This is a genomic window from Pseudomonas sp. FG47, assembly GCF_057809115.1.
The window spans coordinates 199,924-214,585 of sequence record NZ_JBMDJI010000003.1 but is presented as its reverse complement, the minus strand read 5'-3'; the positions used below and the strand labels follow the sequence as shown (position 1 = coordinate 214,585).

At 67.2% G+C, this 14,662-nt stretch carries 9 protein-coding genes; 5 read left to right on the top strand and 4 right to left on the bottom strand.

The annotated features are described in order from the left end of the window. Positions 1-11 precede the first annotated feature (11 nt). Entirely contained in the window at positions 12-1,547 is a 1,536-nt protein-coding gene (locus ACODS5_RS05200; protein ID WP_489108129.1) for an FAD-dependent oxidoreductase, read from the bottom strand. 180 nt (positions 1,548-1,727) lie between these two features. On the opposite strand from ACODS5_RS05200, the gene ACODS5_RS05195 reads away from it, so the two are divergent. Genes ACODS5_RS05195 through ACODS5_RS05185 form a run of 3 tightly spaced genes read left to right on the top strand, consistent with a single transcriptional unit; the run spans position 1,728 to position 7,417 of the window. Continuing rightward, on the top strand, positions 1,728-2,870 hold the full coding sequence (locus tag ACODS5_RS05195; RefSeq protein ID WP_489108128.1) for a MexC family multidrug efflux RND transporter periplasmic adaptor subunit: 1,143 nt from the start codon (positions 1,728-1,730) through the stop codon (positions 2,868-2,870). Positions 2,871-2,885: 15 nt separating this feature from the next. After that, positions 2,886-6,014 (top strand): multidrug efflux RND transporter permease subunit, encoded by a 3,129-nt coding sequence (locus tag ACODS5_RS05190; RefSeq protein ID WP_489108127.1) that lies wholly within the window; start codon positions 2,886-2,888, stop codon positions 6,012-6,014. After that, positions 6,014-7,417 carry an efflux transporter outer membrane subunit gene (locus ACODS5_RS05185; RefSeq protein WP_134689725.1) on the top strand — a complete coding sequence of 468 codons (1,404 nt, stop codon included), beginning with the start codon at positions 6,014-6,016 and terminating at the stop codon, positions 7,415-7,417. The genes ACODS5_RS05190 and ACODS5_RS05185 overlap by 1 nt, the downstream gene beginning before the upstream one ends. A 117-nt stretch (positions 7,418-7,534) precedes the next feature. On the opposite strand, the gene mobA is transcribed toward ACODS5_RS05185, so the two are convergent. The 3 genes from mobA to ACODS5_RS05170 all read right to left on the bottom strand — a co-directional run bounded on the left by mobA (position 7,535) and on the right by ACODS5_RS05170 (position 12,481). Then, the gene (gene mobA, locus ACODS5_RS05180) at positions 7,535-8,110 is read right to left on the bottom strand and encodes a molybdenum cofactor guanylyltransferase MobA (RefSeq protein ID WP_489108126.1); all 576 of its coding nucleotides are present in this window, start codon (positions 8,108-8,110) and stop codon (positions 7,535-7,537) included. Between the two features lie 61 nt (positions 8,111-8,171). Beyond that, the gene (locus tag ACODS5_RS05175) at positions 8,172-11,294 is read right to left on the bottom strand and encodes a multidrug efflux RND transporter permease subunit (RefSeq protein ID WP_489108125.1); all 3,123 of its coding nucleotides are present in this window, start codon (positions 11,292-11,294) and stop codon (positions 8,172-8,174) included. 11 nt (positions 11,295-11,305) lie between these two features. Then, positions 11,306-12,481, bottom strand: coding sequence for an efflux RND transporter periplasmic adaptor subunit (locus ACODS5_RS05170; RefSeq protein ID WP_134689722.1), 1,176 nt, complete (start codon positions 12,479-12,481; stop codon positions 11,306-11,308). Between the two features lie 158 nt (positions 12,482-12,639). Here ACODS5_RS05170 and ACODS5_RS05165 point away from each other — a divergent pair, with 158 nt between their 5' ends. Next, positions 12,640-13,341 (top strand): response regulator, encoded by a 702-nt coding sequence (locus ACODS5_RS05165; protein WP_134689721.1) that lies wholly within the window; start codon positions 12,640-12,642, stop codon positions 13,339-13,341. Between the two features lie 6 nt (positions 13,342-13,347). Beyond that, positions 13,348-14,643 carry an ATP-binding protein gene (locus tag ACODS5_RS05160; protein ID WP_134689720.1) on the top strand — a complete coding sequence of 432 codons (1,296 nt, stop codon included), beginning with the start codon at positions 13,348-13,350 and terminating at the stop codon, positions 14,641-14,643. Positions 14,644-14,662 lie beyond the last annotated feature (19 nt).

Genomic DNA, 14,662 nt, shown 5'->3' with positions numbered 1-14,662 from the left:
TGGCGAATGGCTCATCCCTCTGGCCAGGCATCGATCAGCTCACGCGCCTCGCGGCTCGACAGCGGTCGCTTCATGCGCTGCGACAGCACGGCCATGGCCCGTGAATAGCCCTTGGCGATCACCGCCTCGACCTGGTCGTCAAGGCACTGCAGGGCGATGAAGTCTCCCTGTTCCGGCGAGCCGACGTACTCGATGCGGTTCCAGCCGCTGGCATGCCCGAGCACTTCGTAGGTGCGCCCGTGCTGGTAGGTCCAGAAGAACGGCACGTCGTCGTAGCGGCGCCTTTCGCCGAGCATATTGGCGGCGGCGATCACGCCGTGCTGCTGGGCCAGGCGCCAATGTTCGATGCGCACCGGGCGGCCGGCCAGGGGGAAGGTGGCGATATCGCCGGCCGCCCACAGACCGTCGGCTGCCTGCAGGTGCGCGTCCACCGTGAGCGAATGGTCTTCGGCCAGGGCCAGGCCCTGGACGAAACGGCTGGCCGGGGTGACGCCGGTACCCAGCAGCACCAGCGCGGTCTCCAGGCGCTCGCCATTGGCCAGCAGCACGGCCTCGACGCGCTCGTGGCCGTCGAAGCCGATCACCTCGGTCGGCCCGTGGAACTGCACACCCTTGCGCTCATGCAGATCGCGCAGGGTCTGGCCGATGCGCTCGCCCAACTGGCGGGCCAGCGGGATGGCGTGGCGCGTGACCACATGCACCTGTAGGCCGTACTTGCGCAGGGCGCTGGCGGCCTCCAGGCCGATAAAACTGTCGCCGACGATCACCACCGGCTGGGCCGGCTCGGCCAGGTCGAGCAACTGCGCGGCATCGGTGCGCGAGCGCAGTACGCAGATGCCGGGCAGTTGCACGCCGGGGAGCTGGGGACGGTTGGGCTTGGCGCCGGTGGCCAGCAAGGCGGCGTCGTACTTCAACTGCTGGCCGTCAGCCAGGCTGATCACGCGCTTGCCGGCATCGAGCGCGCGTACCTTGCCGTGAATGCGCCGCAGCTGGCCTCGGCGCAGGTCGAGTGGCGCGAGCAGTGAGGCTACTTCGTCCACCGGCATCTGCCCGGCGATGACGAATTTGCTCAGGGCGGTGCGATCGTAGGCGTTCGGCTGTTCCTGGTCGATCCACAACAGGCGGCCGGCAAAGCCATGGTCGAGCAAGGTGGCGATGGCGGCCGCCCCGGCTGCGCCGGCACCGACCACGACGAAGGTGCGCGCGTCGCTGTGGCGCGGCACTTCAGCCTCCGGCAGTGGCTGCTCGTCCACCCATACCTGGCCGTCCCTGACCTGCACGGCATGCCGGCGCAAACCGGCCAGCGCCGGGGGCTCGCATACCGCGCCCTCGTCCACGGCGAAGGCGGCCTTGTGCCAGGGGCAGATCAGCAACCCACCACAAACCGCGCCTTGTTCCAGTGGCGCGCCCTCATGCGGGCAGTTGGCCTGGTAGGCACGCACCCGCTCGCCCTGGCGTACCAGGACGATGTCTTCGGTGCCGGCCTGGACGCGCAGGGGACGGTGTTCATCAAGCTGGTCGAGGCTGGCCACGGCATGGAAGGTCATGGGGATCTCCTCAGCAGGTTGTGTTCATTTGACGCCTGCCATGGAGCCAGGCTGCGCCCAGCCGACGATCGGAAGGGTGATTACAAGATTTCACAAAAAGTTCAAATGAGACTAAATTGACTCAAATCGAATGCACCAGTACCATTCGCGCCAATTTTAGTTAACGGCTCGGGTGAGTTCATGAGCAATTTGCGTGCAATAGGGATGGTCAGCTGGCTGGCAGTGGCGGTAGCACTGGCCGGCTGCGGAGCGGCTGAAGAACAGCAGGCCGCGACTGAAACGGCATTTGCGGTGCAGACCGTAACGCTGGCCAGCGAACAGCTGGCCCTGGCCTCGACCCTGCCGGGCCGGGTCGAACCGATGCGGGTGGCCGAGGTGCGTGCCCGGGTGGCCGGCATTGTCCTGCACAAACGTTTCGAGGAAGGCGCCGACGTCAAAGCCGGCGATGTGCTGTTCCAGATCGACCCGGCACCGTTCAAGGCTGCCCTGGCGCGGGTCGAGGCCGACCTTGCGCGGGCCCAGGCGGTGCAGCAGGAGGCCCAGGCACGGGTCAAGCGCTATGAGCCGCTGGTCAAGATCGAGGCGGTCAGCCAGCAGGACTTCGACACCGCCAGCGCCGAGTTGCGCAGCGCCCAGGCGGCCGTGCGCTCGGCCCAGGCCGACGTGCAGACCGCGCGCCTGAACCTGGGCTATGCCACGGTCACCGCGCCGATCTCCGGGCGCATCGGCCGCGCCCTGGCCACCGAAGGCGCCCTGGTCGGGCAGGGCGACGCCACCTTGATGGCGCGCATCCAGCAGCTCGATCCGATCTACGTCGACTTCACCCAGTCCGCCGCCGAAGCCCTGCGTCTGCGTCAGGCCCTCAAGGACGGCGCGCTCGGTGGTGGCGACGACAAGGCGCTGACCGCCCAGGTGGAAGGCACCGACTACCAGCGCCAGGGCGCGCTGATGTTCACCGACGTGGCGGTCGACCGTGGCACCGGCCAGGTCACCCTGCGCGGTCGCTTCGACAATGCCGACGGCATCCTGCTGCCGGGCATGTACGTGCGCGTGCGCACCCCGCAGGGTACCGACCAGCAGGCCATCCTGGTGCCGCAGCGCGCGGTGCAGCGCGGCAGTGACGGCGAGGCGCGGGTGCTGGTGGTCGGCACCGGCAACCTGGCCGAGGCGCGCAGCGTGCGCACCGGCGGTATGCACGGCTCGCGCTGGCAGATCACCGAGGGCCTGCGCGCCGGTGACCAGGTCATCGTCGGCGGCCCGGCCGGCCTTGCCCCTGGCATGCCGGTGCAGCCGGCCCAGGCGCAACAGGCCGCGGCACACTAAGGCGAGGGTAGCGAGATGTCCAAGTTCTTCATCAATCGGCCGAACTTCGCCTGGGTCGTGGCGCTGTTCATTTCCCTGGCCGGGTTGCTGGTGATTCCGGCGTTGCCGGTGGCCCAGTATCCCAGCGTGGCGCCGCCACAGATTTCCATCAACGCCGTCTACCCGGGCGCGTCCGCCAAGGTGATGGTCGAGTCGGTGACCAGCATCATCGAGGAGTCGCTCAACGGCGCCAAGGGCCTGCTGTACTACGAGTCCACCAACAACTCCAACGGCGTAGCCGAGGTAATGGTGACGTTCCAGCCCGGCACCGACCCGGACATGGCCCAGGTCGACGTGCAGAACCGCCTGAAGAAGGCCGAGGCGCGCATGCCCCAGGCGGTGTTGACCCAGGGCCTGAAGGTCGAGCAGGCCAGTTCCGGCTTCCTGCTGATGTACGCCCTGACCAGCGCCAGCGGTGGGCGTGACGACATCACCACCCTGGCCGACTATGCCGCGCGCAACATCAACAACGAGCTGCTGCGCGTCCCCGGCGTGGGCAAGCTGCAGTTCTTCGCCTCCGAGGCGGCGATGCGGGTCTGGGTCGATCCGCAGAAGCTGGTGGGCTACGGCCTGTCCATCGACGACATCGGCAACGCCATTCGTGGCCAGAACGTCCAGGTACCCGCCGGCAGTTTCGGCAGCACGCCTGGCGCCAGCGAGCAGGAACTGACCGCGACCCTGGCCGTGCAGGGCACCCTGGAAACCCCCGAGGCCTTCGCCGGCATCGTCCTGCGCGCCAACCCGGACGGCTCCAGCGTGCGCCTGGGCGACGTCGCGCGCCTGGCCATCGGCAGCGAGAACTACAACCTCTCGGCGCGCCTGGACGGCAAGCCCGCCGTGGTCGCCGCGGTGCAGCTGGCACCGGGCGCCAACGCCATCGAAACCGCGACCCTGGTCAAGGAGCGCCTGGCCGAGCTGTCGCAGTTCTTCCCGGAGGGCGTCGAATACTCGGTGCCCTACGACACCTCGCGCTTCGTCGACGTGGCCATCGAGAAGGTGATCCACACCCTGATCGAAGCCATGGTGCTGGTGTTCCTGGTGATGTTCCTGTTCCTGCAGAACGTGCGCTACACCCTGATCCCGTCGATCGTGGTGCCGGTGTGCCTGCTGGGCACGCTGATGATCATGAAGCTGCTGGGTTTCTCGGTGAACATGATGACCATGTTCGGCATGGTGCTGGCCATCGGTATCCTGGTGGACGACGCCATCGTCGTGGTGGAGAACGTCGAGCGCTTGATGGCCGAGGAAGGGCTGTCGCCGGCGGAAGCGACCATCAAGGCGATGGGGCAGGTGTCCGGGGCGATCATTGGTATCACCATGGTGCTGGCGGCGGTGTTCCTGCCGTTGGCGTTCATGTCCGGTTCGGTGGGGGTGATCTACCAGCAGTTTTCGGTGTCGCTGGCGGTATCGATCCTGTTCTCCGGCTTCCTGGCCCTGACCTTCACCCCGGCGCTGTGCGCCACGCTGCTCAAACCCGTGGCCCATGGGCACCACGAGAAAGGCGGTTTCTTCGGTGCGTTCAACCGCGGCTTCGCCCGCATGACCGAACGTTACTCGGTAATGAACAGTGCCCTGGTGGCCCGTGCCGGGCGCTGGATGCTGGCCTATGTCGGCATCCTGGTGGTGCTGGGTTATTCCTACCTGCGCGTCCCGGAGGCCTTCGTGCCTGCCGAGGACCTCGGCTACGGCATCGTCGACGTGCAACTGCCGCCGGGCGCCAGCCGGGTGCGCACCGACCATACCGCCGAAGCGCTCGAGCAGTTCCTGATGTCTCGCGAGGCGGTGGCCAACTCGATCGTGGTGACCGGCTTCAGTTTCTCGGGTCAGGGTGAGAATGCCGCGCTGGCCTTCCCGACCTACAAGGACTGGTCGCAACGCGGCAAGGGCCAATCGGCGGCAGACGAAATCGTCGCGACCAACGAGCGCTTCGCGGCCAACGGCGATGGTGCCATTACCGCGGTCATGCCACCGCCGATCGACGGCCTGGGCAACTCCGGCGGTTTCGCCCTGCGCCTGATGGACCGTGGCGGCCTGGGGCGTGAAGCGTTGCTGGCGGCCCGTGACCAGTTGCTGGCCCGCGCCAACGGCAACCCGGTGTTCCTGTACGCGATGATGGAAGGCCTGGCAGAAGCACCACAGTTGCGCGTCAAGATCGACCGCGACAAGGCCCGCGCCCTGGGGGTGAACTTCGAGTCGATCAACAGCACCCTGGCCACCGCCTTCGGTTCGGCGGTGATCAACGACTTCACCAATGCCGGGCGCCAACAGCGCGTGGTGGTGCAGGCCGAGCAGGGCGAGCGCATGACCCCGGAAAGCGTGCTGCGCCTCTATGCGCCGAACGCCAGCGGCGAGCAGGTGCCGTTCAGTGCCTTCGCCACCACCCAGTGGGAGGAAGGGCCGGTGCAGTTGGTGCGCTACAACGGCTACCCGTCGATCCGTATCGCCGGCGACGCCGCGCCCGGCTACAGCACTGGCCAGGCGATGGCCGAGATGGAGCGTCTGGTCGGCGAGCTGCAACCCGGCATCGGCTATGCCTGGACCGGCCTTTCCTATCAGGAGAAGGTCTCCAGTGGCCAGGCCGCCGGCCTGTTCGCCCTGGCCATCCTGGTGGTGTTCCTGCTGCTGGTGGCATTGTACGAGAGCTGGGCGATCCCGCTGACGGTGATGCTGATCGTGCCGATCGGCGCCTTGGGCGCGGTCTGGGCGGTATTGCTCACCGGTATGCCCAACGACGTGTACTTCAAGGTCGGCCTGATCACCATCATCGGCCTGGCGGCGAAGAACGCCATCCTGATCGTCGAGTTCGCCAAGGAACTGTGGGAGAAGGGCTACAGCTTGAGTGACGCCGCCATCGAGGCCGCGCGCCTGCGTTTCCGCCCGATCGTGATGACCTCCATGGCCTTCATCCTCGGCGTGGTGCCCCTGGCCATCGCCACTGGCGCCGGCGCGGCCAGCCAACGGGCCATTGGTACCGGCGTGATCGGCGGCATGCTCAGCGCCACCTTGCTGGGCGTGGTGTTCGTGCCGATCTGTTTCGTCTGGGTGCTGAAGCTGCTCAAGCGCAAGCCGGCCCCGGTGCAACATGCTGTCGAGGTGACGAAGTGATGGTCATGGGTAAATATGCACTCCCGTTCGCGCTGGCCTTTACCCTGGTCGGCTGCTCCCTGGCACCGACCTACCAGCGCCCGGAGGCGCCGGTGGCGGCTGCCTGGGGCGATGCCGCCGGCCATCAGGGCAAGGCGGTGGAGCAGCTGGATTGGCAGGCGTTCATCGTCGATCCGGCCTTGCGCCAACTGGTCACCACGGCACTGGACAACAACCGCTCCTTGCGTCAAACGCTGCTGGATATCGAGCAGGCCCGCGCGCAGTACCGTATCCAGCGGGCCGACCGGGTACCTGGCCTGAATGCAGGTGCTTCTGGCAACCGCCAGCACCTGCCGGCGGACCTGTCGAACAGCGGCAGGGAAGGGGTCAGCAGCAGTTACCAGGTGGGGCTATCGCTGCCAGAGTACGAAGTGGACCTGTTCGGTCGGGTCAAGAGCCTGAGCGATGCGGCCCTGCAGCAGTACCTGGCCACCGAGGAAGTCGGCCGTGCCGCGCGCATCGCGCTGATCGCCGAAGTGAGCCAGGCCTACCTGACCCTGGACGGTGCCGAACGGCGCCTGACGCTGACTCGCCAGACCCTGGCCAGCCGCGAGGACTCGCTGGCCCTGGTAGGCCAGCGGCGAGGCGCCGGCACGGCCACGGCGCTGGACCACCAGGAAGCGCTGGGGCTGGTCGAGCAGTCACGGGCCGAGCTGGAAGGCATCGTGCGCGAGCAGCGCCAGGCCTATAACGCGCTGGTCCTGCTGCTGGGTAGCGCCGAGGCGGGCAAGGTCATTCCGGCCGGGCGCTCGGCTGAGCCGATGGTCCTGCAGGACATCGCCCCAGGCGCGCCGTCGGCGCTGATCGAGCGCCGCCCGGACATCCTCGCCGCCGAGCACCGGCTGCGGGCGCGCAATGCCGATATCGGCGCGGCGCGGGCGGCGTTCTTCCCGCGGATCAGCCTGACCGGCAGCTTCGGCACCTCCAGCGCGCAGATGTCCGGGCTGTTCGACGGTGGCTCGCGTAGCTGGACGTTCATGCCGCAGCTGTCGCTGCCGCTGTTCGACGGCGGGCGCAACAAGGCCGGCCTGAGCCTGGCCGAGGCACGCAAGGATTCGGCGGTGGCCGCTTACGAAGGCACGATCCAGAGCGCCTTCCGCGAAGTGGCCGACGCCCTGGCCGCCACCGATACCTTGCGTCGCGAGGAAGCCGCGCGGCGTGCCCTGGCCGATACCAGCCGGGCGACCGAGGCGTTGGCCAAGGCGCGTTATGAGGGCGGGGTGGACAACCACCTGCGCTACCTGGACGCGCAGCGCAGCAATTATGTGAATGAGGCGGCCTTCATCGAGGCCAGCACCCAGCGGCAACTGGCACTGGTCGATCTGTTCCGTGCACTGGGTGGCGGTTGGCCGGACAAGGGCTGAAACCAACTCCTTTGGTTGGGGATTCCAACCGCTCGGCCCCGGGGATCTTTGCCTCGGGGCTTTTTTTTATTCGGGTTTACACAAGCTGTGTAGGAGCGAGGTGTACCAAGGTCCAGGTTAATCCTGTAACCACTCCGGGCTATTGAAGTTGCTCAGGCGCAGGTCATCTTCAGCACATTCCAGGCCCTGCACGCTGTCCTGCAACAACGCCTTCTGCAAACTCCGCTCGCCCGCTTGCCAGGCCTGCTCCAGCAGCGGCAACAAGCGTCGCGGCAATACACTGAACATCGGCTGCCAGTAGCCACCCTGGCGCACCATGGCCGCGCTGTCGTGGGCCACCGACAATGCCAGCAGGTCTTCGATCAAGGCCTTGTCGATCCGTGGCGCATCGCAGGCCAGCAACACCACCCATTGATGCCGCGCCACCTTGAGCCCGCTGATCACTCCGGCCAGCGGCCCGGGGAAGTCCGCGTCGGCGTCGCCGACCAGCTGGTCGGCATAAGCCGCATAGGCTGCTTGGTTGCGGTTGCAAGAGATCACCAGGTCATCGCTGAGCGCGCGTACGGCACGCTGCACATGGGCCACCAGCGGCTCGCCGTGCCAGGTCAGCAGCCCCTTGTCGCGCCCGCCCATGCGCTGGCCGCGGCCGCCGGCAAGAACAAGGATGGAGCAGGGGGGAAGAACGTCGGGCATGAAAAAGGGTTCCGGGCAGTCAATGCCGGGAACCCTCCCATTTAACGCGGGGCTTGTCCAGTCAGGCTTCGCTGTTGGCCACCGCGCCGGCCTTGGCTTTACCACGCCGGGCCAGGCGCATCACCACCACGAAGAACACCGGCACGAACACCACGGCGAAGGTGGCGCTGAGCATGCCGCCAATCACCCCGGTGCCGATCGCTTGCTGGCTCGCCGAGCTGGCGCCGCTGGCGATGGCCAGCGGCACCACGCCGAGGATGAACGCCAGCGAGGTCATCACGATCGGCCGCAAGCGCAGGCGCGCCGCCTTGAGCGCCGCGTCCACGGCATCGTGGCCCTGGTCCACCAGGTCCTTGGCGAACTCGATGATCAGGATGGCGTTCTTCGCCGAAAGGCCGATCAGGGTGATCAGGCCCACCTTGAAGAACACGTCGTTGGGCAGGCCGCGCAGGGTCACCGCGACCACCGCGCCGAGCACCCCCAGCGGCACCACCAGCAGCACCGCGGTGGGAATCGACCAGCTTTCATACAGCGCCGCCAGGCACAGGAACACCACCAGCAGCGACAGTGCCATCAGCAACGGCGCCTGGCTGCCGGACAGCCGTTCCTGCAGCGACAGGCCGGTCCACTCCAGGCCGGAGCCTGCCGGCAACTGCGCCACCAAGCGCTCGATCTCGGCCATGGCTTCGCCCGAGCTGAAGCCAGGCGCTGGCTCGCCGGAGATCGACACCGCCGGGTAGCCGTTGTAGCGGGTCAGCTGCACCGGCCCGGTCTGCCAGTGGGCACGCACGAAGGCGCCCAGCGGGACCATCTTGCCGGCGTTGTTGCGCACGTGGATCTTCAGCAGGTCTTCGACCTGGCTGCGCTGGTCGCCTTCGGCCTGTACCACCACCCGCTGCATGCGGCCCTGGTTGGGGAAGTCGTTGACGTAGTTGGAACCCACCGCCGTGTCGAGCACCGCGCCGATATCGGCGAACGACACGCCCAGGGCATTGGCCTGGCGGCGATCCACCTCCAGCTCCACCTGCGGGCTTTCGGCCAGCGAGGCTTCGCGCACGTTGACCAGCACCTTGCTCTTGCGCGCCTCGTCCAGCAGTTGGTCGCGTGCCTGCATCAGCTCGCGGTGGCCCATGCCGCCACGGTCCTGCAGACGGAACTCGAAACCGGTCGACTCGCCCAGGCCATCCACCGGCGGCGGCAGCACTGCGTAGGCGATGGCATCCTTGAGCTGGGTGAAGGCCATGGTGGCGCGCTCGGCGATCGACTGCGCGCTGTCGTCGCCACCGCGCTCGGACCAGTCCTTGAGCGTGGTGAAGGCCAGCGCCGCATTCTGTCCGCTGCCGGAGAAGCTGAAGCCGAGGATCAGCGTGGTGTTGGCCACGCCAGGCTCTTCGGCGTTGTGCGCCTCGATTTGCTGCCCGACCTCGATGGTGCGTGCCTGGCTGGCGCCCGGCGGCAGCTGGATGTCGGTGATGGTGTAGCCCTGGTCCTCGGTGGGCAGGAAGGCGGTGGGCAGCTGGCTGAAACCGTACACCAGCACGCCGACCAGCGCGGCGTACACCAGCAGGTAGCGACCGCTGCGGGCCAGGGCGTGGGCCACCCAGCGCTGGTAGCCGTTGCTCATGCCTTCGAAGCGGCGGTTGAACCAGCCGAAGAAGCCCTTGCGCTCATGATGCTCGCCTTTCTCCAGCGGCTTGAGCAGGGTGGCGCACAGGGCCGGGGTCAGGCTCAGGGCGAGGAACGCCGAGAACAGGATCGACACCGCCATCGACACCGAGAACTGCTGGTAGATCACCCCCACCGAACCTTGCATGAAGGCCATCGGCAGGAATACCGCCACCAGCACCAGGGTAATGCCGACGATGGCGCCGCTGATCTGGCCCATGGCCTTGCGCGTGGCTTCCTTGGGCGGCAGGCCTTCCTCGGCCATGATCCGCTCGACGTTTTCCACCACGACGATGGCGTCGTCCACCAGGATACCGATGGCCAGCACCATGCCGAACAGGGTCAGCACGTTGACCGAGAAGCCCAGCACGTTCATCACCGCGAAGGTGCCCATCAGCGCCACCGGCACCACCAGGGTTGGAATCAGCGTGTAGCGGAAGTTCTGCAGGAACAGGAACATCACCGCGAACACCAGCACCATGGCCTCGAGCAGGGTGTTGATCACCTGCTTGATCGAGACCTTGACGAAGGGCGAGGTATCGTAGGGAATGTCGTACTTCACCCCGGCCGGGAAGTAGCGCGACAGCTCGTCGAGCTTCTGCTTGACCAGGGTCGCGGTTTCCATGGCGTTGGCGCCGGGCGACAGCTTGACGCTGAAGGCGCTGGTGGCCTTGCCGTTGAGGCGGGTGCCGTACTGGTACTCCTGGGCCCCGATCTCGACCCGCGCGACGTCACCGACAGTGACCGTGGAGCCATCGGTGTTGGCGCGCAGGACGATGGCGGCGAACTCCTCGGGGGTGCTCAACTGGCCCTTGACCACCACGTTGGCGGTGATCTCCTGGGTCGGTCGGCTCGGCAGGTCGCCGATGCTGCCGGGGGCGACCTGGGCGTTCTGCGCGGCGATGGCCTCGGCAACGTCGTTGGGCGTGAGGTTGAAGCCGACCAGCTTGGCCGGGTCGATCCAGATGCGCATGGCCCGTTCGGAGCCATACAGCTGCGCCTTGCCGACGCCCTTGAGGCGACGGATCTCGTTCATCACGTTGCGCGCGAGGATATCGGACAGGGCGATCTCGTCGAGGCTGCCATCCTCGGCGGTAAGGGTGGCCATGAGCAGGAAACCGGTGGACACTTTCTCCACTTGCAGGCCCTGCTGGGTTACCGGGCGTGGCAGGCGCGACTCGATCACTTTCAGGCGGTTCTGCACGTCCACCTGGGCCAGGTCCGGGTTGGTGCCAGGCTGGAAGCTGGCGGTGATGGTGGCGCTGCCCAGGCTGCTCTGCGACTCGAAGTACAGCAGGTTGTCGGCACCGTTGAGCTCCTGCTCGATGATGCTGACCACGCTCTCGTCCATGGTCGCCGCCGAAGCGCCGGGGTAGACGGCGTAGATTTCCACCTGCGGCGGGGCCACATCGGGATACTGGGCCACCGGCAACTGCGGGATGGCCAGGGCGCCGACCAGGAGGATGAACAAGGCCACCACCCAGGCGAACACCGGGCGGTCGATGAAGAACTGCGGCATGGATCAGGCCCTCATTGGCCGTTGTGTTGGGCGACTGCGGTGGCGCCTGGTTGTTCGTCGACTTGCACCTGGTCGCCGGCCTTGACGTGTTGCAGGCCCTCGACCACCACGCGGTCACCCGGGGCCAGGCCCTCGCTGACGATCCAGCGGTCGCCCTGGGCGCTGCCCAGGGTCACCTGGCGTTCGCTGATGCGGTCCTGCTGGTCGACCACCAGCACCTTGGGCACGCCAGCACTGTCGCGCAGGATGGCGCGCTGCGGCACGCTGATGCCCTTGGGCTGCACGGCCTGCTCCAGGCGCACGCGCACGTAACTGCCCGGCAACAGGTCGAGGTCGGGGTTGGGGAACTCGCTGCGCAGGGTGATCTGGTTGGTGCTCGGGTCGACGCTGATGTCGGAGAACAGCAGCTTGCCAGCCAGCGGGTAGGCGCTGCCGTCATCCTGGATCAAGGTGGCCTTGACTTGGTCCTGGCCGACCCGTTGCAGCTCGCCGGCGCGCAGCGAACGGCGCAGGGCGTTGAGCTCGCGGGTCGACTGGGTGACGTCGGCGTGGATCGGGTTCAGTTGTTGGATGATCGCCAGCGGCGTGGTCTCGTTCTGGCCGACCAGCGCACCTTCGGTCACCAGGGCGCGCCCGACGCGCCCGGCGATCGGCGCGGTGACCGTGGCGTAGCCCAGGCTCAGGCGCGCGCGTTCCAGCGCGGCCTTGGCCTCGGCGACAGCGGCATCGGCCTGGAGGAAGGCGGCGCGGGAGTTGTCGTACTCCTGGCGGCTGACCGCCTTGTCGTCGACCAGCTCGCGGTAGCGCTGTTCTTGCAGGCGGGCCTGGTACAGGGTGGCCTCGGCCTTGGCCAGGGTGGCGCGGGCGCTGTCGAAGTCGGCCTTGAATGGCGCCGGGTCGATCAGGAACAGCACATCGCCCTGTTTCACGTCGCTGCCTTCGCGGTATACGCGTTTGAGCACCACGCCGGCGACCCGGGCGCGTACTTCGGCGGTGCGCGGGGCGAGGATGCGGCCGCTGAGTTCGGTGCTGATGGCCAGCGGCTGCACGGCCAGGGTTTCGACCCGGACCTGGGAGGGTGGGGCCTTTTCTTCCTGCTCGGCGGCGTCGTTGCAAGCGGCCAGGGAAAGGGTCATCAGCGCCAGCAGCGCCAGAGGGCGCAGGCGCAAAGCACGGAGCGTGGACATACGGATCTTCCAGGTTTGATCCAGCGTATGCTAAAGCAGCCGTTCGGGTGGCGGCTGTTAAGCTGTGTTGGGCGTGTGTGAAAAAGTGTGAACAATCGGCGGTGGCCCGCCCGGGATTCTATATCCTGCCTTACTTCAATCTTTCGTCAAATCCCCTTATGCCGAACATTCTCCTGGTCGAAGACGACAGCGCCCTGTCCGAGCTGATTGCCAGCTACCTGCAACGCAACGATTTCCATGTCCGGGTGATCGCCCGGGGCGACCATGTGCTGGAGGACTTTCACCGGCACAAGCCGGACCTGGTGATCCTCGACCTGATGCTGCCGGGCCTCGATGGTTTGCAGGTGTGCCGCCTGCTGCGCCAGGAGTCCCAGGGCCTGCCGATCCTCATGCTGACGGCCCGCGACGACAGCCACGACCAGGTGCTGGGGCTGGAAATGGGCGCCGACGACTATGTCACCAAACCCTGCGAACCGCGGGTGTTGCTGGCGCGGGTGCGCACCTTGCTGCGCCGCAGCAGCGTCAACGAGCCGCGCCTGGACAGCGACTTGATCCAGATTGGCGGCCTGCGCATCGACCTGGCCGAGCGCAACGTCAGCTGGCGCGGCGAAGAAGTGGAGCTGTCCAGCGGCGAGTACAACCTGCTGGTGGTGCTGGCGCGCAACGCCGGCGAGGTGATGAGCCGTGACCGGATCCTCCAGCAATTGCGCGGTATCGAGTTCAACGGCACCGACCGCTCGGTGGACGTGGCGATTTCCAAGCTGCGCCGGCGTTTCGACGACAGCGCCGGCGAGGCGCGCAAGATCAAGACCGTGTGGGGCAAGGGCTACCTGTTCAGCCGCGTCGAGTGGGAGTGCTGAGCCAACATGCTGAAAATCCTGGTGCGCCTGTACCTGGTGATCATCGTCGCCTATGCCGGTGCCTTGCTGCTGATCCCCGATGCCATCGTCGGGCTGTTCCATGAGCGCTTCATGGCCTACAACCTGGATCAGGCCAAGGGCGTGCAGACCCTGATCGTTCGCCAGTTCCAGCAGACGCCGCAGGCGCAGTGGCCGGCGCTGGAGAAAGACCTGGCCGCGGCGTTCAGCCCGCTGGAGGTGACCTTGCAGCGCATCGACCAGGCCGACCTCGCGCCGGAGGAAAAGACGCGCCTGGCGCAGGGCCTGTACGTGGTGCGCCTGGCCGATTGGGGCTACTACGAAACGGCGCTGGCGCCGCTGAACCAGCAATGGCTGGTGCGCCTGCACTCGCCGGACGATCCGCTGGACATCAACCTGCTGTCCTGGGGCGTGACGGTGCTGATCGGCGCGGCCATGCTCGGCTGCCTGCTGCTGTGGGTATGGCCGCACTGGCGCGACCTGGAGCGCCTGAAGGAAACCGCCCGGCGCCTGGGCCAGGGCGCGATGAGCGAGCGTACGCAGATTCCGCCGCGCTCGAACATCGGCGAGCTGGCGGGGGTGTTCGACACCATGGCCGGTGACCTGGAGCGCCACGTCAACCACCAGCGCGAACTGCTCAACGCGGTGTCCCATGAGCTGCGCACGCCGCTGACCCGGCTGGATTTCGGCCTGGTGCTGCTGTACGACGAGGTGCCGCCGGCCAGCCGCAAGCGCCTGCTGGAGCTGGTGGGGCATGTACGCGAACTCGACGAGCTGGTGCTGGAGTTGCTGTCGTACAGCCGCCTGGAGAACGCCGACCAGGCCCGCGAGCGGGTCGAGGTGTCGTTGCTGGAGCTGGTCGACAGCGTGCTCGGCGGTTTCGCCGAGGAGCTCGACAGCCGCGGTATCCAATGGGAAGTGCGCTGCGAGTCCGAACTGCCGCGGTTTGTGCTCGACCCGCGGCTGACCGCCCGGGCGGTGCAGAACCTGGTGCGCAATGCCATGCGCTATTGCGACGAGAGCCTGGTGCTGCGCCTGCGCCTGGAAGACGGGGCCTGCCTGTTGACGGTAGAGGACGATGGCATCGGCATCCCGCCAGAGGAGCGCGAACGGATCTTTCAGCCGTTCTACCGGTTGGATCGCAGCCGCGATCGCAATACCGGTGGGTTCGGCCTGGGGCTGGCGATCAGCCGGCGGGCCATCGAGGGGCAGGGCGGCACGCTGACGGTGGCGCAGTCGGCGCTGGGCGGGGCGCAGTTCAGGATTCGCTTACCCGCTGGTTGATGCCGCGGCTGAAGCGGCA

What these genes read in the sequence shown, in the direction of transcription:
- ACODS5_RS05160 (WP_134689720.1), top strand. Translation starts at nt 13,348, where the DNA reads ATGCTGAAAATCCTGGTGCGCCTGTACCTGGTGATCATCGTCGCCTAT.
- ACODS5_RS05185 (WP_134689725.1), top strand. Translation starts at nt 6,014, where the DNA reads ATGGTCATGGGTAAATATGCACTCCCGTTCGCGCTGGCCTTTACCCTG.
- ACODS5_RS05175 (WP_489108125.1), bottom strand. Translation starts at nt 11,294, where the DNA reads ATGCCGCAGTTCTTCATCGACCGCCCGGTGTTCGCCTGGGTGGTGGCC.
- ACODS5_RS05195 (WP_489108128.1), top strand. Translation starts at nt 1,728, where the DNA reads ATGAGCAATTTGCGTGCAATAGGGATGGTCAGCTGGCTGGCAGTGGCG.
- ACODS5_RS05200 (WP_489108129.1), bottom strand. Translation starts at nt 1,547, where the DNA reads ATGACCTTCCATGCCGTGGCCAGCCTCGACCAGCTTGATGAACACCGT.
- mobA (WP_489108126.1), bottom strand. Translation starts at nt 8,110, where the DNA reads ATGCCCGACGTTCTTCCCCCCTGCTCCATCCTTGTTCTTGCCGGCGGC.
- ACODS5_RS05170 (WP_134689722.1), bottom strand. Translation starts at nt 12,481, where the DNA reads ATGTCCACGCTCCGTGCTTTGCGCCTGCGCCCTCTGGCGCTGCTGGCG.
- ACODS5_RS05190 (WP_489108127.1), top strand. Translation starts at nt 2,886, where the DNA reads ATGTCCAAGTTCTTCATCAATCGGCCGAACTTCGCCTGGGTCGTGGCG.
- ACODS5_RS05165 (WP_134689721.1), top strand. Translation starts at nt 12,640, where the DNA reads ATGCCGAACATTCTCCTGGTCGAAGACGACAGCGCCCTGTCCGAGCTG.